26 protein-coding genes are annotated in these 24,975 nt (G+C 71.1%); 13 read left to right on the top strand and 13 right to left on the bottom strand.

Going from position 1 to position 24,975, the window contains the following annotated elements; genetic code table 11:
• The first annotated feature begins 6 nt into the window (after positions 1-6).
• The gene (locus tag N8J89_RS03215) at positions 7-702 is read left to right on the top strand and encodes a tRNA-dependent cyclodipeptide synthase (RefSeq protein WP_252482453.1); all 696 of its coding nucleotides are present in this window, start codon (positions 7-9) and stop codon (positions 700-702) included.
• On the opposite strand, the gene N8J89_RS03220 is transcribed toward N8J89_RS03215, so the two are convergent.
• From N8J89_RS03220 to N8J89_RS03230, 3 genes are all read right to left on the bottom strand, one after another.
• Positions 683-1,600 carry a hypothetical protein gene (locus N8J89_RS03220; RefSeq protein ID WP_252482454.1) on the bottom strand — a complete coding sequence of 306 codons (918 nt, stop codon included), beginning with the start codon at positions 1,598-1,600 and terminating at the stop codon, positions 683-685. The two genes, N8J89_RS03215 and N8J89_RS03220, sit on opposite strands and share 20 nt — an antisense overlap.
• 153 nt (positions 1,601-1,753) lie before the next feature.
• On the bottom strand, positions 1,754-2,674 hold the full coding sequence (locus N8J89_RS03225; protein WP_283662864.1) for a hypothetical protein: 921 nt from the start codon (positions 2,672-2,674) through the stop codon (positions 1,754-1,756).
• A 45-nt stretch (positions 2,675-2,719) separates the two neighbouring features.
• Complete coding sequence (locus N8J89_RS03230) at positions 2,720-5,848, bottom strand: penicillin acylase family protein (protein WP_283662865.1); 3,129 nt, start codon at positions 5,846-5,848, stop codon at positions 2,720-2,722.
• Between the two features lie 270 nt (positions 5,849-6,118).
• Between N8J89_RS03230 and N8J89_RS03235 the strand changes: the two genes are divergently transcribed.
• The gene (locus N8J89_RS03235) at positions 6,119-6,766 is read left to right on the top strand and encodes a response regulator (RefSeq protein ID WP_086780697.1); all 648 of its coding nucleotides are present in this window, start codon (positions 6,119-6,121) and stop codon (positions 6,764-6,766) included.
• Positions 6,767-6,799: 33 nt separating this feature from the next.
• Here the strand turns inward: N8J89_RS03235 and N8J89_RS03240 are convergent, their stop codons facing one another.
• The 6 genes from N8J89_RS03240 to rpmB all read right to left on the bottom strand — a co-directional run bounded on the left by N8J89_RS03240 (position 6,800) and on the right by rpmB (position 10,130).
• On the bottom strand, positions 6,800-8,293 hold the full coding sequence (locus N8J89_RS03240) for a GGDEF domain-containing protein (protein ID WP_283662866.1): 1,494 nt from the start codon (positions 8,291-8,293) through the stop codon (positions 6,800-6,802).
• Positions 8,294-8,359: 66 nt separating this feature from the next.
• Complete coding sequence (gene bluB, locus N8J89_RS03245; RefSeq protein ID WP_283662867.1) at positions 8,360-8,992, bottom strand: 5,6-dimethylbenzimidazole synthase; 633 nt, start codon at positions 8,990-8,992, stop codon at positions 8,360-8,362.
• A 171-nt stretch (positions 8,993-9,163) separates the two neighbouring features.
• Positions 9,164-9,412 carry a 30S ribosomal protein S18 gene (gene rpsR, locus N8J89_RS03250; RefSeq protein WP_283662868.1) on the bottom strand — a complete coding sequence of 83 codons (249 nt, stop codon included), beginning with the start codon at positions 9,410-9,412 and terminating at the stop codon, positions 9,164-9,166.
• A 12-nt stretch (positions 9,413-9,424) separates the two neighbouring features.
• Positions 9,425-9,730 carry a 30S ribosomal protein S14 gene (rpsN, locus tag N8J89_RS03255; protein ID WP_283662869.1) on the bottom strand — a complete coding sequence of 102 codons (306 nt, stop codon included), beginning with the start codon at positions 9,728-9,730 and terminating at the stop codon, positions 9,425-9,427.
• Positions 9,730-9,894 (bottom strand): 50S ribosomal protein L33, encoded by a 165-nt coding sequence (gene rpmG, locus N8J89_RS03260; RefSeq protein WP_252482461.1) that lies wholly within the window; start codon positions 9,892-9,894, stop codon positions 9,730-9,732. The genes rpsN and rpmG overlap by 1 nt, the downstream gene beginning before the upstream one ends.
• Positions 9,894-10,130 (bottom strand): 50S ribosomal protein L28, encoded by a 237-nt coding sequence (rpmB, locus tag N8J89_RS03265; protein ID WP_283662870.1) that lies wholly within the window; start codon positions 10,128-10,130, stop codon positions 9,894-9,896. The genes rpmG and rpmB overlap by 1 nt, the downstream gene beginning before the upstream one ends.
• Positions 10,131-10,252: 122 nt before the next feature.
• Here rpmB and mrf point away from each other — a divergent pair, with 122 nt between their 5' ends.
• Genes mrf through rpmF form a run of 3 tightly spaced genes read left to right on the top strand, consistent with a single transcriptional unit; the run spans position 10,253 to position 11,903 of the window.
• Positions 10,253-11,482 carry a ribosome hibernation factor-recruiting GTPase MRF gene (mrf, locus tag N8J89_RS03270; protein ID WP_283662871.1) on the top strand — a complete coding sequence of 410 codons (1,230 nt, stop codon included), beginning with the start codon at positions 10,253-10,255 and terminating at the stop codon, positions 11,480-11,482.
• Positions 11,479-11,745 carry a type B 50S ribosomal protein L31 gene (locus N8J89_RS03275; RefSeq protein ID WP_252482464.1) on the top strand — a complete coding sequence of 89 codons (267 nt, stop codon included), beginning with the start codon at positions 11,479-11,481 and terminating at the stop codon, positions 11,743-11,745. Before mrf ends, N8J89_RS03275 begins: the two co-directional genes overlap by 4 nt.
• Positions 11,745-11,903: a 50S ribosomal protein L32 gene (gene rpmF, locus N8J89_RS03280; protein WP_252482465.1), complete on the top strand. Its 159-nt coding sequence runs from the start codon at positions 11,745-11,747 to the stop codon at positions 11,901-11,903. Before N8J89_RS03275 ends, rpmF begins: the two co-directional genes overlap by 1 nt.
• Before the next feature lie 18 nt (positions 11,904-11,921).
• Here rpmF and N8J89_RS03285 read toward each other — a convergent pair whose 3' ends face one another.
• Positions 11,922-12,602 carry a phosphoglycerate mutase family protein gene (locus N8J89_RS03285; RefSeq protein ID WP_283662872.1) on the bottom strand — a complete coding sequence of 227 codons (681 nt, stop codon included), beginning with the start codon at positions 12,600-12,602 and terminating at the stop codon, positions 11,922-11,924.
• Between the two features lie 145 nt (positions 12,603-12,747).
• Between N8J89_RS03285 and N8J89_RS03290 the strand changes: the two genes are divergently transcribed.
• The 5 genes from N8J89_RS03290 (at position 12,748) to N8J89_RS03310 (ending at position 17,640) form a co-directional block, all read left to right on the top strand.
• A complete protein-coding gene (locus N8J89_RS03290) occupies positions 12,748-13,611 on the top strand; it encodes a 3-hydroxyacyl-CoA dehydrogenase family protein (protein WP_283662873.1) in 864 nt (287 codons plus the stop codon).
• Positions 13,612-13,621: 10 nt separating this feature from the next.
• The gene (locus tag N8J89_RS03295) at positions 13,622-14,773 is read left to right on the top strand and encodes a GNAT family N-acetyltransferase (protein ID WP_283662874.1); all 1,152 of its coding nucleotides are present in this window, start codon (positions 13,622-13,624) and stop codon (positions 14,771-14,773) included.
• 25 nt (positions 14,774-14,798) lie between these two features.
• Positions 14,799-15,404, top strand: coding sequence for a trimeric intracellular cation channel family protein (locus tag N8J89_RS03300; RefSeq protein ID WP_283666084.1), 606 nt, complete (start codon positions 14,799-14,801; stop codon positions 15,402-15,404).
• Positions 15,405-15,469: 65 nt separating this feature from the next.
• On the top strand, positions 15,470-16,165 hold the full coding sequence (locus tag N8J89_RS03305; RefSeq protein ID WP_283662875.1) for a response regulator transcription factor: 696 nt from the start codon (positions 15,470-15,472) through the stop codon (positions 16,163-16,165).
• A complete protein-coding gene (locus N8J89_RS03310) occupies positions 16,162-17,640 on the top strand; it encodes a HAMP domain-containing sensor histidine kinase (RefSeq protein WP_502868415.1) in 1,479 nt (492 codons plus the stop codon). Before N8J89_RS03305 ends, N8J89_RS03310 begins: the two co-directional genes overlap by 4 nt.
• Here the strand turns inward: N8J89_RS03310 and N8J89_RS03315 are convergent.
• The 3 genes from N8J89_RS03315 to N8J89_RS03325 are packed head-to-tail and all read right to left on the bottom strand — an operon-like array spanning position 17,637 to position 20,769.
• Positions 17,637-18,515, bottom strand: coding sequence for a carbohydrate ABC transporter permease (locus N8J89_RS03315; protein WP_283662876.1), 879 nt, complete (start codon positions 18,513-18,515; stop codon positions 17,637-17,639). The two genes, N8J89_RS03310 and N8J89_RS03315, sit on opposite strands and share 4 nt — an antisense overlap.
• On the bottom strand, positions 18,512-19,465 hold the full coding sequence (locus N8J89_RS03320) for a carbohydrate ABC transporter permease (RefSeq protein ID WP_283662877.1): 954 nt from the start codon (positions 19,463-19,465) through the stop codon (positions 18,512-18,514). The genes N8J89_RS03315 and N8J89_RS03320 overlap by 4 nt, the downstream gene beginning before the upstream one ends.
• Positions 19,466-19,470: 5 nt before the next feature.
• Complete coding sequence (locus tag N8J89_RS03325; RefSeq protein WP_283662878.1) at positions 19,471-20,769, bottom strand: ABC transporter substrate-binding protein; 1,299 nt, start codon at positions 20,767-20,769, stop codon at positions 19,471-19,473.
• A gap of 394 nt (positions 20,770-21,163) precedes the next feature.
• On the opposite strand from N8J89_RS03325, the gene N8J89_RS03330 reads away from it, so the two are divergent.
• The 3 genes from N8J89_RS03330 (at position 21,164) to N8J89_RS03340 (ending at position 24,836) form a co-directional block, all read left to right on the top strand.
• Positions 21,164-21,967: a DeoR/GlpR family DNA-binding transcription regulator gene (locus N8J89_RS03330; protein WP_283662879.1), complete on the top strand. Its 804-nt coding sequence runs from the start codon at positions 21,164-21,166 to the stop codon at positions 21,965-21,967.
• Positions 21,964-23,052: a galactose-1-phosphate uridylyltransferase gene (gene galT / locus N8J89_RS03335; RefSeq protein ID WP_283662880.1), complete on the top strand. Its 1,089-nt coding sequence runs from the start codon at positions 21,964-21,966 to the stop codon at positions 23,050-23,052. The genes N8J89_RS03330 and galT overlap by 4 nt, the downstream gene beginning before the upstream one ends.
• 98 nt (positions 23,053-23,150) lie before the next feature.
• On the top strand, positions 23,151-24,836 hold the full coding sequence (locus tag N8J89_RS03340; RefSeq protein ID WP_283662881.1) for a S1C family serine protease: 1,686 nt from the start codon (positions 23,151-23,153) through the stop codon (positions 24,834-24,836).
• Positions 24,837-24,975: the final 139 nt, after the last annotated feature.

The raw sequence follows: 24,975 nt of genomic DNA on the forward strand, positions 1-24,975 counted from the left end.
TGTGTGATGTACGCTGTGCGCCCACTGGTGGAAAGCTGTCCGGCTTCGGTGATCGAGGCCGAGCACGCCTGTATCGGTATCAGCCCGTTTAACGGATATTTCACTCCGGAACGTATCAGCGAACTCGCCGCGTGGGCAGTGCGCACTTTCCCCAGTTGCCACTTCTTTGTGCCCGACGGGCCATCGGTGTACACCCTGGAAGCCCTCGGCTACTCCCCGAGCAAGGCGCGTTCCAAGGCGCGGCGGCAGGGCTGCTACGTCTACAACAAGATCCACCGGGCGCTGGCCGAGCTCGGCGTGCCGGACCCGGGCGCGCTGATCCTGGACTCGGCCGCCCTCGACCACAACCCGGACTACCAGCAGCTCTTAGCGCACGGCGAACAGCTCTACCGGACCGACGAGGGCTTCCGCGCGGACTGCCTCTCGGCCAGCCACTGGGTGCTCGACCGCAAGTTGCCGGACGGCGTGCGGCCGAACCCCGAGCAGCTGGCCAAGGCGGTGCGCTACTTCCTGGCCGAGCTACCCCTGTTCGCCTCGACCACCAGCATCGTCGGCCGCCGCGGCTCGGTGTTCGTCTACCACCAGCGGGTGGCCTTCCTGGAACGCTTCTACCGGCGTGAGCTGAGCTGGAAACCCGCTGCGGGACAAGGGTTCCTGGTGGTCACCCCGGCCGAGGAGCTGGTCACCGCCACATCCAGCTGATGCCGTGACCGCCGGGACCGAGATCGAAGCCGACCAGCTGCGCCTCGTTGCGAGCGCTCAGGCGCAGCTCGGTCGCCTCCCGCTGCCCGTCCCGCCCCGCCGGGTGCGCGGCGGCGCGGTGCACCCGCCACACCTTTGCCGGGGTGGCGCGCGGGTCGAAGGCCACGGTCAGCCGGTACTCCCGGCAGCCCAGCAGGAACCGCCGCTCGCAGCTGGTGACCAGCGCCTCCTCCGGCCGGTAGCCCAGCTCGTAGTCGGCCAGCACGGTCTCGGTCTGCCGCAGCGGGCGGTCGAAGCGCAGCTCGGCGAGCACCCCGCCGCCGTCCGGATCGGTGTGCATCCGGCCCAGCCGGCAGGAGTCGCTCTGCCATCGATTGGGCAGCGCGCCCGCCGGTGCGGCCAGCCGGACCAGGTGCCGGTCCACCCCGTCCACCATGGCCTGCAGCACCGCGCGCACCCGCATCGCGCGCACCGCCCGGTCCGGCCCGATGGTCCAGTGCTCGTGCACGCTCAGCGGCACGATCGCGTCGGCGGGGTGCGGCAGTCGTCTCGGCGCGATCGGCGCGCCGCGGCGGCCGCGCAGCACCAGCGGGTGCGCGGGCGCCTGCGGTTCCTCCGCCGGGCGGTCGAGCAGGGCCAGCAGCGACCGGGGTGGCAGCTCCAGCACCTCCTCCAGCTCGCGCACCACGCGCAGCGAGGCGTGCCGGTGCGGGCGGCTCTGCCCGCGCTGCCAGTAGCTCAGGCTGGCCAGGCTCACCCGGTGGCCCCGGTCGGCCAGCCGGACCTGGATCCGTTGCAGGGTCAGGCCGCTGGCCTGGATGCCCAGGTACAGCGCGTGGTGGAACGGGCCGGAGCGCAGTGCCGCACCCAGCTCGTCGGGCACTGTCGCCGCTGTCATGCCTACCCCCGTTCGCTGCCTGCACGATGTGGGTCATTGTTGAAAACTGGTGTCGAGACCAGCACCCCACCATGGGTGTGTCGATTTCACAATATTTTCAGTTTCAGTCTCTATTCAGTTGGCGCTGTTGGGCTTTTGTGCGCGCACTGGCGGTCACTTCCAGCACCAGCGCATGCCGTAATAGCCGGGTGGCAGGTCGAAGTCGATGAAATGGGCAACAAAGTTGCCGTCAACCTGAATGTCGCCGACGTCGATGGTCGGCGAACTGTTGTCCGGCCGGAACACCCGCCACACCCTGGCCGGCGGGTCGCCCGCGGGGAAGCGCACGGTCAGGCAGTAGGTCTGGCACCCGGACCGGAACCCGCCGCCCCAGGCCAGGCAGGTCTGGCCGCTGCCGGTGAACTCGAACACCGTGTCCACCAGCAGGTTCTCCCCGCGCCGCAGCGGGTGCGGGAAGCGCGCCTCCACCGCCATCACGCCGGAGTCGTGGTCGGTGGCCACCCGGCCCAGCCTGGTGCCCTCGCTGCGCCAGCGCACCGGCAGCTCGCCCGGCTCGCAGGCCGCGATCACCGTGTCCCGGTCCACCCCGTCGATCCGCGCCTGCCGCAGGATCTGCAAGTCCAGCCGCTCGATGCCCCGGCGCGGGGCCAGCACCAGGTGCTCGTGCACGCTCTGCGCGGTCAGCTGGCCGTCGAACGGGTTGTTCAGCTCCACCAGCAGCTTCTGCACCGCCTCGGCGTTCGCGCACACCTGCCGCGGCGTCACCGAGTACCGGGCCCGCTCCGGCGCCGGTTCCCGCCTGGCCGGGCTGAGCAGGTCGCGCAGCGCGCCGCGGGGCAGCTCCAGCACCTCTTCCAGCGCCAGCACCAGCTCGGCTGACCTGGGGCGGCTGCGGCCGCGCTGCCAGTAGCTCAGCGTGGCCAGCCCCACCGCCACCCCGCGCTCGGCCATCCTGGCCCTGATCCGGGCCAGGGTCAGGCCGCTGGCCTGGATGGCCAGGCGCAGCGCGTGCTCGAACGGACCGGTGCGCAGTGCCTCATGCAGACTGCCGGCCACCATCTCGGATTTCCGCACGCCACCGATAGTGGCAGACGCCGGCTTTCCGGAACATTTCGGTTTTCAGTGCGCGTAAACTTCAATTTCGAATAAAGAGTAGCCGTAGCGGGTGGCCCGGCTGATCCCGGTGAGCCGCACGAAACGGGCCTGGGTCGCGGCGAACGGGATGTTGTCCTCGCCGCCGTCCCCCTCGGCCACCGCCGCCACCTGCCGCCACTGCCGCCCGTCGGCGGAGACCTCGATCCGGTATGCCTTGCCGTAGGCGGACTCCCAGCGCAGCACGGTCCGGCCGACCTGGCGCACCGAGCCGAGGTCCACGGTGAGCGACTGCTGGTCGGAGAAGTCACTGGCCCAGCGGGTGCGCCGGTCGCCGTCCACCGCCTTGCCGGGCGGCGAGGGGTACGCGCCGGTCTCGTGGCTGGACGCGCTGGCCGCCTTGGACAGCGCCAGGTTGGCCACGTCCTCGCCCCGGCGCGCCGGGAACTCCACCACCTGCTGGTAGGTCGGCCGGTTCTGCCACTGCGTCTTGTCCTGGGTGATGCCGCCGGTGGGCCGGTGGATGATCTGGTCCCGGCAGAACTGGTCGCCCGGCTTGCAGTCGGCGTCGCCGGGGTAGGTGGTGGTGGCCGGAGTGTGCACCGCGGCGCGCAGCGAGTCCAGCAGCGCGGTGCGGCAGGCCGCGGCGTTGCCGTTGCCGCAGAAGGCGTTCGGCACCCAGGCCTGCACCGGGTCGCCGAGCACCTTGCGCAGGTCCTTGTGCACGTAGCCGTACCAGCCGAACTGGAAGGCCGACCCGGTGTGGCCGGGCTGCTCGTCCACCCGCAGCGCGGCCAGGAACGCCTTGTGCAGCGCGGGTTCCAGCCCCGGCTCGAACATGGCCTTGGCCAGCAGCGGGAACCAGGCGTCCAGCACCCTGATCGCCTCGCTGTGCAGGTAGCTGAACTTGCCGCTGGCGCTGGGATCGCCGTCGGTGGTGCGGTGCCCGCCCGCGCGCTGCCAGGCGCGCAGCTGCTCGATCGCGGTGGCCAGCGCGGGCTCGGTGACCGGGGCCTGGTCCAGCACCCGCAGCAGCAGCGGCAGCACCTTGTCCGCGCGCAGGTCCACTGTGGACGCATCGGCCATCGCCTTGGTCAGCTTGGCCCTGGTGAACTTCTCGCCGCGCTGCAACAGCGGCTTGATCCGGTCGTCCAGCGGCTGGGAGCGGTGCACCGGACCGAAGCTGAAGTTGCCGTCCGCGGCCGAGTAGCCCGGGGCCTGCTTGTTGTTCCAGCTGGTCAGGTAGTCCTGGTTGACCACCTGCGGGTGCTGCTCGAACGGGGTGTAGCGGGCCAGGTTGTCGCCGGGCCGCCAGTCCTGCCACTCGTAGGCGGCGTCACCGCGCACCGGCAGGTTCGGGTCGTGGCCGGGCCTGCGCACCGGGTTGAAGCCGGAGTTGAAGTAGGCGATGTCCTTGCTGTCGGCGTAGAACCAGTTGAAGCCGTAGCCGATCTGGTTGGCCGCGCGCTGGAAGTCCGCCGCCGAGCGGATCGCCTCCGGGTCGTTGAACAGCTGGAAGCCCAGGGTGGACTCCACCTCGCGCAGGTAGGTCGAGCGCAGCTTGGTGAAGGCCACCGGCTTGCCGGCCACCGTGCCGCGGTGGGAGATCAGGCCGAGCTTGGTGCGCTGGGCGACCAGCGTGTAGGAGCCCGCTGGCGTCGCGTCGGCCAGGCTGGGCTTCCAGGCGTTCTTCTTGGTCAGCTCCTCGATCGGCAGGCACTCGCCGCGGAAGCGGTAGTGCGCCGACTTCAGCGTGGGCGCGCCGCCGCCGGGCTCGCACAGCTCCACCGCGTAGGAGTCGGTGATGTCCTGGGCCGCGGTGGTCGCGCTCCACGCGTAGTCCTGGCCGCGGCCGAGCAGCACGTACAGGCCGAGCCCGGCGAAGGAGGCGCCCCTGGAGCTGATGCCCGGCGCCTGGATCTCCTGCACGGTCAGCAGCTGCGGGGCGAAGTAGCCGGTCTGCGGGCCGAACACGGCGACCGGGTGCCCGCTCTCGGTGTGCGCGCCGGAGACCAGCAGCGCGTTGGACATCCCGCGCTGGGCAGGCGCCGCCGGCGCGAGCGAGTCCTTGACAGCCGGTCCGACAGCATCGCGCACGATCGGCTGCGGCACCACCGAGCCGCGGTCCGGCAGGGTCACCCCGGCGGCGTCCGGATTGTCTGTGCCGTAAGGGAAAGAGGTGCCGTTGTGCACGGTCACCGGGGCTTCCGGGTCGTTCTGCGCGCGGAAGGCCCGCCACACCGCGTCGCCCTGTGCCTTGCCGTAACGCGCCCTCGCCTCCACCAGCGCGACCGCGGAGACCACTTCCTGGCCGCCGCCGGCGCCGAAGATGCCGCCGACCAGCGAGGCGATCGCGCCGATGTCGGTGGGCTTCCAGGGTTCCGGCCCGCCCTCGTTGGTGATCGCGTCCGCCTTGCCGATGGCCACGTACTCGCCGGGGAAGTACCGGCCCGCCTTGCTCTGCGCGATGTAGAGGTTGATCCCGGCCACGTAGTCCAGCACGTCCTGCTTCATCTGCTTGCCGCGCGGCCCGAGCTGGTCCAGCCGGTCGAACTGGGCCTGCAGGTCGGCCTCGGTGTAGGGCGCGATGGACCACTGCTGCTGCTCGAACTCGCGGTTGCCGATCGCGCCACCGGCGAAGGAGGAGACCTCGCCGCGGCCGACGTGCCGGAGCACGTCCATCAGGAACAGCCGGTCCTGCGCGGAGGCGAAGCCGGAGCCGAACATCGCGCCCGCGCGGGTGCTGCCGGTGATGTGCGGGGTGCCGGTGGCCTTGTCCCGCACGATGGTCACGTCGGGGCGCGGCGAGCTGGTGCTGGCCACCTGGTCAGCTGGTACGCCGAAGGAGGCGTCGTTGAAGTAGGTGTTGAGCTGCTCGTCGGTCAGCCCGCTGTAGCCCCAGACCAGCTTCTCGTAGCGCGCCTTCTGGTCGCTGGAATGCGGCGGCCGGATGCCGAGGGTCTTGAACAGCAGCAGTTCGGCGAAGGTGGCGTTGCCGTTCTGGCCGGGCGGCAGGATGTCGTCGCACTGACTGATGCAATAGTCAGGAATGGGCGCGGCGGCCCGGGATTCCGTGGGTTGAGCGACTGCTGGGGGACTGCCTAGGAGTGCGGCGGTGGTCGCGGCGGTGAGCAGCAGAGTCAGCGGTCGTCGCATCGCCATCACTCCTCATGGGTTGTGATGCACGTTACGGGCGAGTAGCTTCTTGCGAAAGTGTTTCACGTTCGTGCGTTCGGATGATCCGAAATCGCGTGCGAGAGCGCTCTACTCACCCGTTCGGTAACTCTGCGTAGATGGCCGGTTCCCTAACTGGATGCTGCGCAAACGTCCCGAACGTGATGGGATAACCACAAAGTGACATGGATAGGCAATACTGCACGCCCACGCTTACTCGTGACCACGTCACGCCCAATCGGGGAGGCGTCCGTGATCAAGGTGCTTCTGGTCGATGACGAAGACCTGGTGCGCTCCGGACTTCGCATGATTCTGTCCCGGGCCGGCGACATCGAAGTCGTCGGTGAATGTGACGACGGCTCGCTCGTCGTCGACCGGGTTCGCCAACTGCGGCCGCACGTCGTGCTGCTCGACATCCGCATGCGCACGACCGACGGCCTGTCCGCGCTGCGCAGGTTGCGTTCGCTGCCTGAGCCGCCCAAGGTGGCCATGCTGACCACGTTCGACATGGACGAGTACGTCAGCGAGGCGCTCCGGCTGGGCGCCAGCGGGTTCTTGCTCAAGGACACCGAGCCGACCCAGCTGGTCAAGGCGGTGCGCGATGTCGCCCGTGGCGGCGCGGTGCTGGACCCGGGCGTCGCCGCCAGGGTGCTGGCCGCGGTCGCGCACGGTGAGCGGGCCGCCGAACCGGCCCGCAGCCTGCTCGGCAACCTGTCCGAACGCGAGCGCGAGGTGCTCGCGCTGATCGGCCAGGGCATGTCGAACGCGGAGATCGGCAGCGCGCTGCACCTGTCCGAGGCCACCGTGAAGGGCTACGTGTCCTCGGTGCTCGGCAAGATCGGCGCGGTGAACCGGGTGCAGGCGGCGCTGGTCGCCTACCGCGGTGGCCTGATCGCCTGAGGTGCCGGGGGTGGCGGCGGACTTCCGCCACCCTCACTTCGACGGCAGCAGCGGCGGGTGGACCTCCACCCGGTTCCGCCCGTGCCGCTTGGCCCGGTACAGGGCCTCGTCCGCGGCGTCGAACAACTCGTCCAGGTTGGCCGGTCCGGCCGCCACGCCGATGCTCACGGTCGGTCGCTTGGTGCTGCCCAGCACCATCGACCAGTCGTGGCCGTCCACCGCGGAGCGGATCCGCTCGGCCACCGCGGGTCCGGCGTCCTGCCACTCGTCGGTGGCGTCCACCAGCAGCACCACGAACTCATCGCCCGCCCAGCGGGCGACCACGTCGTCGGCCCGGCACTCCGCGCGCAGCAGCTGGGCGATCTCGCGCAGCGCGACATCGCCCGCGGCATGCCCGGCATCGTCGTTGAGGCCCTTGAACCAGTCCACGTCCACCAGCACCAGCCAGGGCACCCGGCCCTTGGCCGCGGTGCTCTCCAGCAGCAGCGGCGCGGCCCGCTCCAGGCCGAGCCGGTTGGACAGCCCGGTCAGCGGGTCACGCGCGGCGGCCTCCTGCGCGGCCATCGCCAGCCGCTGGGCCTCCACCGCCAGCCGCCGCTGCTGCAACGCCTGGCCGAGGCCCTCCTGCAGGGTCTCCACCGCCTTGCGGCCGGAGGCCACGCTGCGCCGCAGCGCCTCGGACTCGCCCACGTAGTCGCCCAGCTCGGCGCAGATGTTGGCCAGGTCCAGGGAGAACCGCAGCAGCAGCGTGGTGTCGTTGATCTTCTCCGCCTCGGCCACCGCGCGGCTGGCCATGGTGCGGGCGTCGGTGAGCCGGTTCTGCGCTCGGCGCACGGTGGCCAGCACCCAGTTGCACATGGCCAGGCCCCAGCGGTCCTCGTGCGCGGCGGCCAGCCGCTCGGCCGCGCGGGCGGTGCGCTCGGCCGCGGCGATCTCGTTGATCCCGGCCAGCGCGCGGGCGTAGGAGCCCAGCAGCGCCCGGTGCACGTACCCGGAGCCGACCAGCTGCAAGCCCTCCCGCAGCAGCTCGCTGGCCTCGGCGAAGATCCGGCCGGATGCCTCCGGCGGGGCGTCCACCGCGCGGAAGTTCAGCGCCGCGCCCAGCCGTTGCAGGCAGTGCGCCAGGGTGTGCGGCTCGTCGGCCTCCCTGGCCACCTGCACCGACAGCCGCATCATGTCCAGGCCGGCCCTGCGGTGGCCGATGCCCTCCAGCAGGTAGGCCAGCATGCCGATGGTCTGCGCGGCGGCCGGGCCCTTGGGCGCCTCGGCGTCCAGCTCGGTCCAGCCGTCCGCGGCCAGCTCCAGCGCCAGCGGCAACCGGCCCAGCCGCCAGGCCACCACGGCCCGGTAGACCAGCACGGTCGCCCGGCGCCAGCGGTCGCCGTCCTCAGCTGGCGGGGTGCGCACCACCACGTCGTCGAAGAGGGTGTTGGCTTCCACGACCCGGCCTGAGTCCAGCAGTATCCGCACCTCGCGGTCCTGCCGCGGGATGTCGCTTTCCTGCCGCGGGAGATCGACCCCCGTCACCGGATCGTCCTGCCTCACCGTGCCCTCGGCCTCCACCAGCTGGCCCGACTTCTCGACAGGCTACCGTCATCGTCGCTGCCCGTACCGCTCTTGGTGCACAACGTCATCAAGCGGAAGCCTCTTGCGCCAGCCGTGCCGCTCCAGGTCCGGCGTCTCGGCGAGTCCCTGCACCGGACCCAGGCAGAGCCAGGCCACTGGCCGCACCCGGCTGGGAATGCTGAGCAGCCTGCGCAGGAAGTCCTCCCGGTAGAAGCTGACCCAGCCCACGCCCCAGCCCTCGGCGGTGGCCGCCAGCCAGAGGTTCTGGATGGCCAGACATACCGAGTACAAGCCGGCGTCGGCGATCGCGTGCCGCCCGAGCACCGCCGGTGAGCCGCGGTCGGGGTCGTAGGCGACCACCACGCCGAGGCTGGACTCCAGCACGCCCTCCACCTTGATCCGGGCGAAGGTCTCCGCACGCTCGCCCGAGAGGTCGGCCGCGAAGACCTGGCGTTCTGCCTGCACGTGCTCCTGGAAGGACCGGCGCAGCGCCCGATCGCGCACCACCACGAAGTCCCATGGCTGGCTCAGGCCGACGCTGGGCGCGGCGTGCGCGGCGGCGAGGATCCGGCGCAGGGTCGCTTCGTCGACCGCTTCGCCGGTGAACTCCGCGCGCACATCGCGGCGCCGGTGCAGGACCTCGTAAAAGGGGGCGTCCATCCGGCCGATCCTGCCTGACCGCCCCTGGACGGACCCGGGCGGTCTCGGTGTTGATGCTGCGTAGATGAGCGGCTACTCAGCGTCAAGATCGCGTTGGCGGCGGTCGCGGCCGGTGCGCGGGGGCGGTGCCGCGGGCGACGCGCACCGCCCCTGCGCACACTTCCCTTGGGTTCAGCGCGCGGGCTTCGCCGGCCCCGGGTAGGGCAGCAGGGCCATCTCCCGCGCGTTCTTGATCGCGGTGGCCACCTCGCGCTGCTGGCTCGGGGTCAGGCCGGTCACCCGGCGGGACCGGATCTTGCCGCGGTCGGAGAGGAACTTGCGCAGCAGCGCGACGTCCTTCCAGGCCACGTGGAACACACCCTCGCGCAGCAGCAGGTTCGGCTTGCGCTTCAGGCCGGGGCGGCGCTCGAATCGGGCCATCGCTCTAGCTCCTCACCAGCTGGACTTGCGGACGCCGGGCAGTTCGCCGCGGTGCGCCATCTCGCGCAGCCGCAGCCGGGAGATGCCGAAGGCGCGGAAGAACCCGCGCGGGCGGCCGTCGGCCACGTCCCGGTTGCGCAGCCGGGTCGGGCTGGCATTGCGCGGCAGCCGCTGCAACACCGACAGCGCGGCGGCCTGCTGCTCGGGCGTGGACTTCGGCGAGCGGATGGTCTCCTTGAGCTCGGCCCGCTGCTCGGCGTACCTGGCGACGACCTCGCGCCGCTGGAGGTCGCGGGCGATCTTGGACTTCTTGGCCATCAGCGCTCTTCCTTGAACTCGACGTGCCTGCGGATGACCGGGTCGAACTTGCGGATCACCAGGCGGTCCGGGTTGTTGCGGCGGTTCTTGCGGGTCACGTAGGTGTAGCCGGTGCCTGCGGTGGACCGGAGCTTGATGATCGGGCGGAGCTCGTTGCGGGCCATCAGACCTTCTCCCCTCGGCGGCGGATCTGTGCCACCACGGACTCGATGCCGCGCTTGTCGATCGTCTTGATCCCCTTCGCGGAGACCCGGAGGCTGACCCACCGGCCCTCGCTGGCCAGCCAGTAGCGGCGGCGCTGGATGTTGGGCAGCCACCGGCGCGAGCTGCGCGCGTGCGAGTGCGAGACCTGTTTGCCGAAGCCCGGCTCTCGGCCGGTCACCTGGCAGCGGGCGGACATGCGCGACTCCTTCACGATGCTGGGGACGACGCAGTTGCTAACGACATCCATTTTCGTTTAATCGGATCCGAGAGTAGCCTGACGGAGACGACGATGGAAATCATTCCCAACTGGAGGCTGACGTGACGCCACCCCGCACCTCGTTGGTGCTGGTCGCGGGCCTGGCGGCCGAGCACGCCACGGCCGTGGCCGACCGATTCGCGGCCGATCCGGGCACCGTGGTGCTGCACCACGACCTGCGTGAGGTGACCCACGGCGTGGTGGTCCGGCGGCTGCGGCACGGCGCCCTGGACGCCACCGAGACCCTGGAGCTGGCGCACGGCTGCGTGTCCTGCACGCTGCGCGAGGACCTGCTGCCGCTGGTGCTCCGCCTGACCCAGGCCCCGGACGTGCGCCGGATCGTGCTGCACTGCGACCGCGCGCTGGAGCCGGAGGCGGTCTGCTGGGCGCTCCAGCACGTGGTCATCGACGGCCGCACCGTGGACGAGGTCGTCTACCTCGATGCCGTGCTGACCGTGGTGGACGCAGAGACCTGGTTCGCCGACGCCACCGGCGACCTGGAGCTGAGCGAGCGCGGCCTGGGCGCCAGCGCCGACGACGAGCGCACCATCGCCCAGGTCGCGGTCAGCCAGGTCGAGTTCGCCGACCTGCTGGTGCTGGCCGGCAGCGCCCCGGACGCCTGGACCGCGGCCCGCACCGACGCTGTGCTGGACCGGCTGGCCCCGCTGGCGCCGCGGATCCGGCTCGGCGACCTGGACCCGGTCCGCTGCCTGGACCTGGTGCCCGGCAACGCCCGGCGCGGCGAGATCGACGACGCGCACGCCCCGCTGCTGCGCGGCCAGCCGCCGTTGTCGGCCGAGTCGGGCGTCCAGGTCACCGTGTTCAGCCAGCGCAGGCCGTTCCACCCGGACCGGCTGCACGAGGCGCTGGACTTCCTGCTCGACGGCGTGGTCAGGGCCCGCGGCCGGGTCTGGGTGGCCAGCCAGCCCGACGTCGCGCTGTGGCTGGAGACCGCGGGCGGCGGACTGCGGATCGGCCACGCCGGTCCGTGGCTGGCCGCGATCGAGGACTGGTCCGGCATCGATCCGGACCGCCGCGCCATGGCCGACCTGATCTGGGACCCCTACTACGGCGACCGCAGCCAGGACCTGTTCGTGCTCTCGCACACCGCGGTCCCCGGCGAGATCGTCGAGGCCCTGGAGTCCGCGCTGCTCACCGACGAGGAGCTGGCCGAGGGCCAGGAGGCCTGGCTGGCCTACGAGGACCCGTTCGGTTCCTGGCACGAGGACCCGTGCGACGACGACCGCGCGCCCACCGATGTGATCATCAGCAACCAGAAGGACGAAGCGTGAAAAAGGGCATCCACCCCGACTACCACCCGGTGGTCTTCCAGGACTCCTCGACCGGGATGACCTTCCTGACCCGGTCCACGGCCACCTCGAACAAGACCATCGAGTGGAGCGACGGCAACACCTACCCGCTGCTGCTCGTCGACGTCACCTCCGACTCGCACCCGTTCTGGACCGGCGCCAGCCGGGTGATGGACACCCAGGGCCGGGTGGAGAAGTTCCGCCGCCGCTACGGCGACCGCGCGGACCGGAAGGCGGGCAACTGATGGCCGTCCCGAAGCGGCGGATGTCCCGCAGCAACACCCGCAGCCGCCGGGCGCAGTGGAAGGCCGAGGCGCCCGACCTGGTGCCGGTGGTGGTCAAGGGCAAGAAGATCCTGGTGCCACGGCGGCTGGTCCGCTGGGCGCACCAGCAGAACGGCTGAGCGGCCCGCCCGCCTCGCTCACGCGGGGCGGGCGACCTCGCCGTTGCCGTCCACCTGGACCGCGCCGTCGGGGGAGTCCCGCCACTGCTCGAACGGCTGGTCCAGGGTCCACCGGCCGTCCGGGCCCTTGTGCATGGTGCGGTGCTCGCAGTGCCGAGGGTTGGACAGCGACTCGAACAGCTCGATGCTCCACATGCACAGCCGCCGCACCAGCAACCGCAGGGTCAGCCCGTGCGAGACGATCAGCACCGTGCGCGGGTGCGAGGGCTCGGTCTCCATCCGGCGTTCCAGGTCCGACATGAACCCGGCCACCCGGTCGTCCACGTCCGCGCCGGACTCGCCGTGCGCCAGCCGGAAGAAGAAGTGCCCGAAGGCGTGCCGCGCCTGTTTCTGGCGCTCCTGCTCGATCGGGTCCTGCAGGTTGCCCCAGTCCTGCTCGCGCAACCGCGGCTCGTGCACCACCCGCTCGAACAGCTCGTCCAGGTCCAGGTTCCGCAGCGTCTGCTGGGTGCGCAGGTACGGGCTGACGTACACCGCGACCGGGCCGGGGCCCAGCGCGGCCCGCACCGCGGCCCGCGCGGCCCGCGCCTGCTCCTGACCGCGCTTGGTCAGCGGGAGGGCATGGTCGGGCACCCGGCAGTACGCCATCTCGTCGACGTTGCCGAGGCTCTCGCCGTGCCGCAACAGAATGATCCGCACAACACCATCGTGCCTGGTCCCCACTACTCCAACCGGTCGAATATCAGGAATCCTGGCCGTTGATCCGGCTAAGCACCCGATCGGCCCGCACCCCAACGGATGCGCGCTGTTACAGTCCGATCGATATCTCTGACGGGAGTGTCACATGAGCTTCAGTGCGCCCGCTCGCGCGGCGGTGATCGGCGGCGGCACCATGGGCGCGGGCATCGCGCACGTGCTGCTGGCCGCGGGCACCAGGGTCACCGTGGTCGAGGCCGACGCCGACCGGTGCGCCGCCGCCCGCAACACCGTGACCACCTCGCTGCTCAAAGCCGAGGAACGCGGCAAGCTGCCGGCCGGCGTGGACGCCGAGGCCTGCGCCCGGCTGATGGACACCGCCGACGACCTCAGCCTGCTCTCCCCGGAGACCGAGCTGATCGTGGAGGCCGTGCCCGAGCGGGTGGACCTCAAGCGCCAGGTCTTCGCCGCCGCCGCGGCCGCCTGCCCGCGCGCCGTGCTGGCCTCCAACACCTCCTCGCTGTCCATCGCCGCGATCGCCGCCGGACCGGCCGCCGAGCGCACCCTGGGCATGCACTTCTTCAACCCGGTGCCCGCCCAGCAGTTGGTCGAGCTGGTCACCCACGCCGGGCTGGCCGAGTCCTGTCTGACGCAGGCCAAGGACTGGGCCGAGGCGCTGGGCAAGACGGTGATCGTGGTCAGGGACTCGCCCGGCTTCGCCACCTCCCGGCTGGGCGTCGCGGTCGGCCTGGAGGCCATCCGGATGCTGGCGGAGGGCGTGGCCAGCGCCGAGGACATCGACACCGGCATGACCCTGGGCTACCGCTGGCCGATGGGCCCGCTCAAGCTCACCGACCTGGTCGGCCTGGACGTCCGGCTGGCCATCGCCGAGCACCTGGCCGCCGAGCTCGGCCCCCGGTTCGAGCCGCCGCGGCTGCTGCGGGACAAGGTGGCCAGGGGCGAGCTGGGCCGCAAGACCGGCCAGGGCTTTTTCACTTGGCCGCCTGCTTAGGCTCTCTCCTGTGGGAGACGTGACGGTTCGGGCCTACCGGTCCAGCGACGCGGACGCGGCCTGGCGGCTGCGCGGGGTGCCCTTCGGCGGGCCCAAGGAGACACCCGAGCTGTGGCGCGGGGAGACCACCTGGCGCGGGTTCATCGCCGAGACCGGCGGGGAGCGCACCGGGTTCGCCATGGTCCGGCCCTACCGGCAGTTCTTCGGCGGGCGCGCGGTGCCGATGGGCGGCATCGCCAGCGTGGTGGTGGCCCCGCAGGCCCGCGGCCGGGGCGTGGGCAGCGCGCTGCTGGAGCGGATGCTGGCCGAGATGCGCGCCGACGGGCAGCCGATCAGCGCGCTCTACCCGACCGTGCCCGCGCTCTACCGCGGCCGCGGCTGGGAACGCGGCGGCGTGCTGGAGTCCGTCGACCTGCCCGTGCACGCCTTCCAGGGCCGCCGCTCCAAGATCGAGCTGCGCGAGGCCACCGAGGCGGACATCCCGGCCATGCGGGACTGCTACCACCGGCTGGCGCAGACCGTGGACGGCATGCTGGACCGGCGCACCAGGTCCTACCGGACCGAGGAGCTGCTGGAGTGCGACGCCTCGCTGGTCACCGACGGCGGCTACCTGCTGGCCCAGCCGGACCGCAAGAAGCGGGTGCTGGAGGTGCACGAGCTGGTCGCGGACACCCCGGAGGTCGCGCTCGGCCTGCTCGACTCGATCGGCTCCTGGACCGGCCTGCTGGACCGGGTGAAGCTGCACATCATGGACGAGACCCTGCTCGGCGTCCTGGAGTGGTCCGGTTTGGACGGTCGCAAGCGGACCCAGCCCTGGCTGCTCCGGGTCGTCGACCTGGCCGCCGCGGTGGCCGCCCGCGGCTGGCCCGGCGCGAGCTTCATCGCCGACGCGGTGACCGACCTGGAGATCGAGGACCGGCACGCGCCCTGGCAGGCCGGGCGGCACCGGCTGGTGGTCAAGGACGGCGAGGTCGTGCTGGAGCCCGGCGGCACCGGCGCGGTCCGGATCACCGCCCGCGGCCTCGGCGCCTGGTACTCCGGCTCGAACACCACCGCCGGACTGCGCAGGGCCGGGCTGCTGACGGGCGATCCCGAACACACCCGGCTGCTGGACCTGCTGGTAGGCGCACCGGGGACGGTCCGGATGGCCGATTATTTCTGACCGACCTGCCTAAGATCCGCGGGTGCTGATGCTGACCGTCCTGGAACTCGTCGGCATCGCGGTGTTCGCGGCCTCCGGGGCGCTGGCCGCGGTGCGGGCCCGGCTGGACGTCTTCGGCGTGGTCGTGCTCGGCATGACCACCGCGCTGGGCGGCGGCATCATCCGCGACGTGCTGCTCGGCCTGCACCCGCCGACCTCCCTGCGCACCTGGCCCTACCTGCTGGTTTCCGCGCTCACCGGCCTGCTGGTGTTCTTCTTCCACCCGCAGGTGGCCAAGCTGCGCCGGGCCGTGCTGCTGGCCGACGCGGTCGGCCTCGGCCTGTTCACCACCGGCGGCACCACCACCGCGCTGGCCCTCGGCGCGCCGGTCTACACCGCCTGCCTGATCGGCATGACCACCGGCATCGGCGGCGGCGCCCTGCGCGACCTGCTGCTGCGCGAGATCCCCACCGTGCTGCGCCAGGAGATCTACGCGGTGGCCGCGCTGGCCGGCGCGGTGGTGGTGGCCATCGGCTACCGGCTGAACCTGCCCACCGGGCCGACCGCGGTCATCGCCGCGGCCATGATCTGCGGGCTCCGCGTGCTCGCGCTCTGGCGGCGCTGGGACGCCCCGCGGCCACGCGAACGATAGTTTTTGCTGGTCGGGGTTCAGCGTGCTCTCAGGCGGCTCTTAGGGAAACCGGTCACACTACCGATATGCGCATCCTCGTTGTGGACGACGACCGAGCCGTTCGGGAGTCGTTGCGGCGGTCCCTGCAGTTCAACGGCTACCAGGTCGAGCTGGCCAACGACGGCCAGCAGGCGCTGGAGGTGCTGGGGCACAACCGGCCGGACGCGATGGTGCTGGACGTGATGATGCCCAGGGTGGACGGCCTGGAGGTGTGCAGGCGGCTGCGCGGCACCGGCGACGACCTGCCGATCCTGGTGCTCACCGCGCGGGACGCGGTCTCCGACCGGGTGGCCGGGCTGGACGCGGGCGCCGATGACTACCTGCCCAAGCCGTTCGCGCTGGAGGAGCTGCTGGCCAGGCTGCGCGCGCTGCTGCGCAGGGTCGGCCCGGACCAGGACACCGGACCGGTCGCGCTGGCCGCGCTGCGCTTCGCCGACCTCGAGCTCGACCCCGGCACCAGGGACGTGACCAGGGGCGGGCGGCCGATCAGCCTGACCCGCACCGAGTTCGCCCTGCTCGAGCTCCTCCTGCACCACCCGAGGCAGGTCCTGACCAGGGGCCGCATCCTCGAGGAGGTGTGGGGCTATGACTTCCCCACCTCGGGCAACGCGCTCGAGGTCTACGTCGGCTACCTGCGCCGCAAGACCGAGGCCAACGGCGAACCGCGCCTGCTGCACACGGTCCGCGGCGTGGGCTACGTGCTCAGGGAGACCCCTCCGTGACCGAGGTGCCCACCGTGCGGGTCGGCCGGGACCGCGACGCGCAGCACCCCCGCATGCAGCGGGTCACCCTGCGGAACCGGCTCACCCTCTTCGCCGCGGTCGGCGTGGGCACCGCCGTCGCGCTGGTCTCCCTGGCCGCCTACTTCACCGTGCGCACCAGCCTGTACAACGAGCTGGACGAGCAGCTGCTCAACCGGGCCAAGGTGGCCGCGGAGAGCTCGCTGTCCCAGGTGATCGAGCTGCAACGGCAGTCCCCGGCCGTGTTCGAGGCCATCGACCTGCGGCTGGGCGTGGTCCAGCTGCTCTCCGACGGCCGGACCCAGCTGTTCATCCCGCCGAACGCGCCGGGGGTGCCCTACGGCCCGGACGAGGTCGACGTGGCGGCCGGGCTGAAGCCGGACCACACCCGCACCGACAACCGCACCGACCAGCGGGTGGTCGCGGTGCCCATCGACCCGGGCTTCGCCCTGGTGATCGCCCAGCCGCTGCACCCGACCAGGGACACCCTGGCCCGGCTGGCCTGGGTGCTCTTCGCCGTGGGTGGCGCGGGCATCGTGCTGGCCGCCGCCGGTGGCCTCGGCGTGGCGCGCACCGCGCTGCGGCCGGTGGAGCGGCTGACCAAGGCCGCCGAGCACGTGGCCAGGACCGGTGACCTGCAACCGATCCCGGTCACCAGCGAGGACGACGAGCTGGCCAGGCTGACCAACAGCTTCAACGCGATGCTGGCCGCGCTGGCCGACTCCCAGGAACGCCAGCGCAGGCTGGTCGCCGACGCCGGGCACGAGCTGCGCACCCCGCTGACCTCCTTGCGCACCAACCTGGAACTGCTGGTCGCCTCGCAGCAGGCCGGCGCCAAGTACCGGCTCTCCGACGAGGACCGGGCCGAGATCTACGCCGACGTGCGGGCCCAGATCGAGGAGCTGACCACGCTGATCGGCGACCTGGTCGAGCTGGCCCGGGACGACGCGCCGTTCGTGGTGCACGAGTCGGTCGAGCTGGTCGACGTGGTGGAGCGCGCCCTGGACCGGGCCCGCCGCCGCGCGCCCGGCGTCAGCCTGGACATCCGGCTGCGCCCGTGGACCCTGGTCGGCGATGCCAACGCGCTGGAGCGGGCGGTGATGAACCTGCTGGACAACGCGGTCAAGTGGTCGCCGCCCGATGGCCGGGTGCGGGTCGAGCTGCGCCAGGCCGGGGCGCAGGCCGCGGTGCTGGAGGTCGCCGACAGCGGCCCGGGCATCGCCGAGGACGACCTGCCGCACGTCTTCGAGCGCTTCTACCGCTCCACCGAGGCCCGCACCCTGCCCGGCTCCGGGCTCGGGCTGGCCATCGTGAAGCAGGTGGCCGAGCGGCACGGCGGCACCGTCACCGCGGGCCGCGCGGCCGAGGGCGGCGCGCTGATGTCGTTGTGGCTGCCGGGAAACCCGTCGGAGACCTTCCACACCGACGAGTACCCGGCAGCCCCTGGCGTGCGCTAGCCCTTGGTCGAGCCGAGGGTGAGCCCGGCGACGAAGTGGCGTTGCAGGGTGAAGAAGACCACCAGCGTGGGCACCGCGACCAGCAGTGAGCCGGCCGCGATCAGGTTGTTGTCCTTGAAGAACTGGCCGCCGAGGTTGTTCAGCGCCGAGGTGATCGGCATCTTGTCCCCGGTCTGGATCAGCACCAGCGCCCACAGGAAGTCGTTGTAGATCCAGGTGAACTCCAGCGTGGCCAGCGCGGCCAGCACCGGACGGCACAGCGGCAGGATCACCTGCCAGTACTGCCGGAACACCCCGGCGCCGTCCACCCTGGCCGCCTCGGTCAGCTCCATCGGGATGGTCTTCATGTAGTTGCTCAGCACGAAGACGCAGAACCCGGTCTGGAACGCGACGTGGATCAGGACCACGCCCAGCTGCGAGTCCAGCAGCGAACCGGACTCGCTGAGCCACTCCGGCAGCTCGATCAGCCGGTACAGCCGGTACAGCGGGGTGACGATCACCTGCTGCGGGAACAGGTTGCCCGCGGTGAACAGCATCAGCAGCGCCAGGTTGAACCGGAAGCTGAAGCGGGACACCACAAAGGCGACCATCGAGCTGAAGAACAGCGTGATGACCAGCGCCGGGATGGTGATGATCAGCGTGTTCAGGTAGTAGTGCGGCAGCTCCGCCTGTTCCCAGGCCTTGCCGAAGTTGTCCAGCGTCAGCTCGGCAGGCCAGGAGAAGTAGCCGTTCTTGTTGGTGTCGTCGATGGTGCGCAGCGAGGCGAAGGCCGCCCACAGCACCGGCGCCAGCCACACCAGGCAGGTCGCCACCAGGAAGGTGTGCAGCGCGATCCGCCCGGCGCGTCCGGTGGCCGTGTTCGTCGTGCCGGTCACGGCCGATCCTCCTTGCGGAAGGTCTGCATCAGGTAGGTGATGATGAAGCCCATCGAGATCAGCAGCAGCACCACGGCCAGCGCCGAGCCCCAGCCGATCCGGCTGGCCTCGCCGATGATGTTGTCGGTGACCAGGATGGACAGCAGCTCCAGCCCCTGACGGCCCTTGTTGATGATGTAGACGATGTCGAAGGCCCGCAGCGCCTCGATCACGGTGATCACCAGCACCACGATGTTCACCGGCTTGAGCGCGGGGAAGGTGACCTGCCAGAAGGTCTGCCAGGCGCTCGCCCCGTCCAGCGCGGCGGCCTCCTTCAGCGAGGGGTCCACCGCCTTGAGCCCGGCCAGGAACAGCAGCATCACGTACCCGGCGTGCCGCCAGCCCGCCGCGACCAGCACCGCGTACAGGTTGATGTCCGGATCACCCAGCCAGTTGACCGGGTGGTCGTTCGCGGTGCCCAGCAGGTTGTTCAGCAGTCCCTGGTCCGGCTGGTAGATCAGCTGCCAGATGAACCCGATCAGGGCCAGCGACAGCATCATCGGCAGGTACAGCACGCTCTGGTAGACCCGGCCCAGCGCCAGCTTGCGGTCCAGCAGCACCGCCATGAACAACCCGAACAGGGTCGGCAGCACCAGCAGGAACACCAGCCAGATCAGGTTGTTCCACAGCGCGGGCCAGAACCTGGGGTACGTGGTGAGGATGTCGGAGTAGTTCTGCAACCCGACGAACCTGATGTCCTCAACCCCGCCGATGCCATCCCATTCGGTGAAGGACAACAGGATCGAGCCCAGCGCGGGGAACCACACCAGGCCCAGGTGCAGCAGCGAGGGGATGCCGAGCATCACCGCGAGCACCACCTTGTCGGTGGCGGTGAACGCGCTGGCCCGGCGTCGCCTGCGTTTGTGCGGTGGCGCGCTCGTGGTGGCGGGCGCCTCGTCCAGAACAGTCATCGGCCTCAGCCCGTGAAGATGTTCTTGGCCTGGTCGGCCATGCCCTTGAGCACCGAGTCCACGTCATTGGGGTTGGTGAGGAAGGCGTTGATCCCGTTGATGGCCGCGTCGTTGGCGAAGCGCGGGTCGGTGTCGCGGTCCAGGAACTGGGTGATGTGCTTGGCCTCGGCGACGAACTTCACGCACTTCTTCTGCAGCTCGTTGTAGCCGCTGGTGTCGGCCTTGCCGCTGGCCGCGATGGTCACCGGGTCGGTCTTGAGGTAGGCCAGCTGGGCGGCCGGTCCGGCCAGGTAGGTCAGCAGCTTGCGCGCGCCCTCCTCGTTGCCGGGCTTCTTGGCCAGCATGAACCCGTCGATCGGGGCCTCGACGGTGTCCGTGCCGAAGGCCGGGTTGATCTCCGGGAAGGCGAAGAAGTCCAGGTCGTTCAGCTCGTTCTTCATCTGCTGACCGATCTGCTGGGAGCCGACGATCATCATGCCGCCCTTGCCCTGCTGGATGGTCTGCGCGGCCTCCTGCCACTCCCGGCCCAGCGGGTTCTCCTGGTACAGCGGCAACATCCGCTTCCAGTTGTCGAAGACGTCGCGGACCTTCTTGCCCTGCCAGTCCTCCTTGCCCGCCATCAGGCTGACGTGGAACTCGTAGCCGTTGGTGCGCAGGTTCAGCTGGTCGAAGGTGCCCAGCTGCGGCCAGCCGTTCTTCTGCCCCACCGCCATCGGGACCAGGCCGTCGCTCTTCATCTTGTTGCCCAGCGCCAGGAACTGGTCGAAGGTCTTGGGCACCTCGTAGCCGCGCTGCCGCCAGATGCTCGGCCGGTAGAACACCGCCCACGGGTAGGAGTAGAACGGCACGAAGTACTGCTTGCCGTCACTGCCGGTGGCCGCTTCCTTCTGCGCCGGGGTGAAGTTGTCGCCAATGGTCTGCCAGAGGCCGGACAGGTCACCGGCCAGGTTCTTGGCCGCGAAGAAGCGCATCCGGTAGCCGGCGAACCAGGACCAGACGTCGTCCGGCCTGCCCTGCAGGTAGTTGTTGATCTGCTGCTGGTAGGTCTCGTGGTCCTTGGTGTTGATCTTGACTTCGAGGCCGTTCTGCTGCTTGAAGGTCTCCATCACCGCGGCGATGCCCTCACGCGGCACGGCGTCGGAGTAGTTGGAGCCGAAGGACACGGTCTTGCCGTCACTGGCGGAACCCCCGGAACCGCAGGCGGCCAGGCCGGGCACGGCGGCCAGCGCGGACGCGCCGAGCAGGCCCTTGAGCACGGTGCGACGGCCGAGCAGCGGGTTGGGCGGTAACGGTGAGTTGGCCATGGTGACTCCTGTCGCGGCTACCAAGACTTATCGAACTATTTCCAACAAAGTTGCGCACAATGTGGTAGCCGCCACAGGCCCCTGTCAAGGCCAGAAAGCCTCGCATCAGGCCAAGTGGAGCAAGAAGATGCCGGTTCGTTAGCGGGTTCAGATAGGTGAACAAGTCAAACAAGCATCAACAACCTCCGATGTTCGACTGTGTTTGACGTGTGCGGTTCGCGTAGGTCACCCTGGACGCCGCCAGCCGCCCACCCGTTACTCAGGTCACGAGCCGGTTCGAGGTGGTGCGTCGGCACGGGTCGCGATCGGGCGAGCCCGTATCGTGACTGGTCGCGATCAACCATCGCGACGCCCCGGCGGGCGGTGTCGCCGCGGCGCGGGAAGTGGGGTAGAGGTGCTCGCTCGGCAGCGGCAGGCGGTGATCCTGGAGGAGATCCGCCGCACCGGCGCGGTCCGGGTCTCCGACTTGGTCACCCGGCTCGGGGTCTCGGACATGACGGTCCGCAGGGACCTGGACGTGCTGGCCCGCACGGGTCTGGTGGAGAAGGTCTACGGCGGCGCCACCTCGGTGGTCGGACGCAGCACCGACGAGCCCGGTTTCGAGGCCAAGTCGGTGCGCCAGCTGCCGGAGAAGGAGTCGATCGCCGCGCTGGCCGCCGGCATGGTCCGGCCGGGCACCGCGATCGGCTTGTCCGCGGGCACCACCACCTGGACCATGGCCCGGTTCCTGGACGACGTGCCGGACCTGACCGTGGTGACCAACTCGATCCGGGTGGCCGACGTGCTGCAGCAGCGCGGGCGCACCGACCGGACCGTGGTGCTCACCGGCGGGGTGCGCACGCCCTCGGACGCGCTGGTCGGCCCGGTGGCCGTGCAGGCGCTGCGCGCGCTGCACCTGGACGTGGTCTACCTGGGCGTGCACGGGATGGCCCCGCAGGCCGGGTTCACCACGCCGAACCTGAACGAGAGCGAGACCGACCGCGCGCTGGTCGACGCGGCCAGCAGGCTGGTCGTGCTCGCGGACAACACCAAATGGGGAACGGTGGGCATCTCCACGATCGCCGGCCTGGACGAGGCGGATGTGCTGATCACTGACGAGGGACTGGGCGCGGAGGCCCGGCAGGTGCTGGCCGAGCAGGTCGGCGAGCTGGTGCTGGCCCCGGTGTCCGCCCGGTCCGGGGACGAGGAGCTGGCGTGAGGCGCACCACGGCCAAGCTGGCCGACGGCCGCGAGATCATCTACTTCGACGACTCCCCGGAGGCCCCCGCGCGCACCGCGGTGGACACCAGGGACCTGCCGGAGCAGAAGCCCAGCTCGGAGATCCGCCGGGACCCGCTCACCGGCGAGTGGGTGGCCATGGCCTCGCACCGGCAGACCCGCACCTACAAGCCACCGGCCGACCTCTGTCCACTGTGTCCGACCACGCCGGGCCGCCCGACCGAGATCCCGGAGGCCGGCTACGACGTCGCGGTCTTCGAGAACCGCTTCCCGTCGCTGTCCCAGCACGTGCCGGCGGTTCCGTCCACTGTGGACGGTGTGCCGATGGCGGAGCGCCGTCCCGGCACCGGCCGCTGCGAGGTGGTCTGCTTCACCTCCGACCACAACTCGGCCTTCGCCGCGCTCACCCCGGCCAGGGTGCGCACGGTGGTGGACGCCTGGGCCGACCGCAGCGCCGAGCTGGGCGCGCTGGCCGGGGTCGAGCAGGTGTTCTGCTTCGAGAACCGCGGCGAGGAAATTGGTGTCACCCTGCACCACCCGCACGGGCAGATCTACGCCTACCCGTTCGTCACCCCGCGCACCGAGCGCATGCTGGCCACCGCCAAGGCCTACCGCGCCGAGCACGGAACCCACGTCCTCGGCGACCTGATCGAGGCCGAACTGGCCCAGCAGACCCGCGTCGTGGCCACCAGCGAACACTGGGTCGCCCTGGTCCCGCCTGCCGCCCGCTGGCCGGTCGAGGTCATCCTGGCCCCCCGCCGCCAGGCAGCCGACATCCCGGACCTGACCGAGCCCGAACGCGACGACTTCGCCACCCTGTACCTGGACGTCCTGCGCCGCCTGGACCGCCTCTACGACCGCCCCCTGCCCTACATCGCGGCCTGGAACCAGGCTCCGGTGCACGCGCCGAGGGAGCTGTCCTGGCTGCACCTGCAGGTGTTCTCGGTGCTGCGGACCGCGGACAAGCTGAAGTACCTGGCGGGTTCGGAGTCCGGTATGGCGGTGTGGATCAACGACGCCACCCCGGAACAGATCGCCGAACGCCTGCGCGCCGCCGGAACCTGAGGACGGCGCGGAACCTGAGCGGAACTCTCGGCGGAAACACAAGAGAGCCAAAGCTGGGTCTCAGCACGTTCTCAGGTCCGGGCCCCACAGTAAGTCCCATGACCGAGAACACCCCCGGCGCTCCGGGCCCCAAGCCAGAGCGCCCGCAGCAGTCAGCCGAGGGCACCACCCCCGCGGAGCACACCCCGGACTCGCCATGGGCCGCCCCGCAGCAACGCGGCCTGGACTCCGGCTTCGGCGAGGCCCCCTCGGCAGCCCAGTCCGACTCCGGCGCGCAGCCGACCCCGGGCGTCCAGCCCAGCTTCGGCGCGCAGCCCGACTCCGGCACCACCCCCGGCAGCCAGCCCACCTCCGGCAGCCAGCCCACCCCCGGCAGCCAGCCCGCCCCCGGCGGCCAGCCCACCCCCGGCGGCCAGCCCACCCCCGGCGGCCAGCCCGCCCCCGGGAGTCAGCCCGGCTTCGGCGCTTCGCCCGGTCACCAGCCCGGGTCCGGTTTCGGCGGCCAGTCCACCACCGGCCCCCAGCCAAGCCTCGGCGGCCACACCCCCGGCGGCCCCGGCGGCTACCCGCCGCCCGGCGGCCCCGACTACGGCGCCCCCCTGACCAACCCCCTCGGCGTCCCGGTGCAGACCGTGCAGCCGCAGCGCAAGGCGGGCGGGCGCGGCAAGCTCGTCGCCGGCGCGCTCGCGCTGGTGCTGCTCGGCGGCGCGATCGGCGGCGGCATCGGCGGCGCGGTCGCCTACAACCTCGCGGGCTCCTCGGCCCCGTCCTCCAGCAACTCGCTCAACGACCCCCGCCCGCCGGCCAGGGACATCAACAGCCCGGCGCCGCAGGGCTCGATCGAGCAGGTGGCGCAGAAGGTGCTGCCGAGCGTGGTGCAGATCAAGGTCATCGCTCCCGGCGGCGCGGGCTCCGGCTCGGGCGTCGTGCTCAGCAGTGACGGCATGATCCTGACCAACAACCACGTGGTCGAGGCCGCGGCCAACGGCGGCCAGATCACCGTGCAGTTCAACGACGGCCGGACCGCCACGGCCAAGATCGTCGGCAGGGACGCCACCTCCGACCTGGCCGTGCTCAAGGCCGACGGCGTCTCCGGCCTGACCGCCGCCGAGCTCGGCCGCTCCGACGACCTGCGGGTCGGCCAGCAGGTGGTCGCCATCGGCGCGCCGTTCGGCCTGTCCAGCACGGTCACCAGCGGCATCGTCAGCGCGTTGCAGCGCCCGGTGCGCACCGGCGACACCCCGGACCAGAGCACCGTGATGGACGCGGTGCAGACCGACGCCGCGATCAACCCCGGCAACTCCGGCGGCGCGCTGGTGGACATGCAGGGCAAGGTCATCGGCATCAACTCGGCCATCCGCACCGCCACCGGCTCGCAGCAGCAGGGCGGCTCGATCGGCCTCGGCTTCGCCATCCCGGTGGACCAGGCCCGCCGGATCGCGGACGAGCTGATCAAGAACGGCAAGGCCACCCACTCGCTGCTCGGCGTCGGCCTCGGCCAGCAGCAGCCCGGCGGCGGCCAGCAGCAGCAACAGCAGCAGGTCGCGGGCGCCACGGTCTCCCAGGTCACCCCCGGCGGCGCGGCCGACCAGGCCGGGATCAAGGTCGGCGACGTGATCACCAAGATCGACAACCGCCGGATCAGCGACGCCGACTCGCTGATCGCCGCGGTCCGCTCCTACGCCCCCGGCACCAAGGTCAAGCTGACCATCAACACCGGCGGCGGTGACCGCGTGGTCGAGGCGACCCTGGGCAGCCAGACCCTCGACAACGGCGGTCGCTGACCCCAAGACCCCCGGTCACAGCCACCCGACCGGGCCGATCCGCGGCGCCGAAGTCCCGCGAAGCCCCTCTCGCGGAACTTCGGCGCCGCGCACGCACATCCACCAACACCCGGCGAGGAGAGCCAGCTAACGTGATCGG

It is taken from the genome of Crossiella sp. CA-258035, from assembly GCF_030064675.1.
Taxonomy (GTDB): domain Bacteria; phylum Actinomycetota; class Actinomycetes; order Mycobacteriales; family Pseudonocardiaceae; genus Crossiella.

Excerpts from the sequence above, each read along its gene's own strand:
- N8J89_RS03215 (WP_252482453.1), top strand. The coding sequence starts at position 7 with ATGTACGCTGTGCGCCCACTGGTGGAAAGCTGTCCGGCTTCGGTGATC.
- N8J89_RS03220 (WP_252482454.1), bottom strand. The coding sequence starts at position 1,600 with ATGACAGCGGCGACAGTGCCCGACGAGCTGGGTGCGGCACTGCGCTCC.
- N8J89_RS03230 (WP_283662865.1), bottom strand. The coding sequence starts at position 5,848 with ATGCGACGACCGCTGACTCTGCTGCTCACCGCCGCGACCACCGCCGCA.
- bluB (WP_283662867.1), bottom strand. The coding sequence starts at position 8,992 with ATGGACGCCCCCTTTTACGAGGTCCTGCACCGGCGCCGCGATGTGCGC.
- rpsR (WP_283662868.1), bottom strand. The coding sequence starts at position 9,412 with ATGGCCCGATTCGAGCGCCGCCCCGGCCTGAAGCGCAAGCCGAACCTG.
- rpsN (WP_283662869.1), bottom strand. The coding sequence starts at position 9,730 with ATGGCCAAGAAGTCCAAGATCGCCCGCGACCTCCAGCGGCGCGAGGTC.
- rpmG (WP_252482461.1), bottom strand. The coding sequence starts at position 9,894 with ATGGCCCGCAACGAGCTCCGCCCGATCATCAAGCTCCGGTCCACCGCA.
- rpmB (WP_283662870.1), bottom strand. The coding sequence starts at position 10,130 with ATGTCCGCCCGCTGCCAGGTGACCGGCCGAGAGCCGGGCTTCGGCAAA.
- rpmF (WP_252482465.1), top strand. The coding sequence starts at position 11,745 with ATGGCCGTCCCGAAGCGGCGGATGTCCCGCAGCAACACCCGCAGCCGC.
- N8J89_RS03290 (WP_283662873.1), top strand. The coding sequence starts at position 12,748 with ATGAGCTTCAGTGCGCCCGCTCGCGCGGCGGTGATCGGCGGCGGCACC.
- N8J89_RS03305 (WP_283662875.1), top strand. The coding sequence starts at position 15,470 with ATGCGCATCCTCGTTGTGGACGACGACCGAGCCGTTCGGGAGTCGTTG.
- N8J89_RS03320 (WP_283662877.1), bottom strand. The coding sequence starts at position 19,465 with ATGACTGTTCTGGACGAGGCGCCCGCCACCACGAGCGCGCCACCGCAC.
- N8J89_RS03325 (WP_283662878.1), bottom strand. The coding sequence starts at position 20,769 with ATGGCCAACTCACCGTTACCGCCCAACCCGCTGCTCGGCCGTCGCACC.
- N8J89_RS03340 (WP_283662881.1), top strand. The coding sequence starts at position 23,151 with ATGACCGAGAACACCCCCGGCGCTCCGGGCCCCAAGCCAGAGCGCCCG.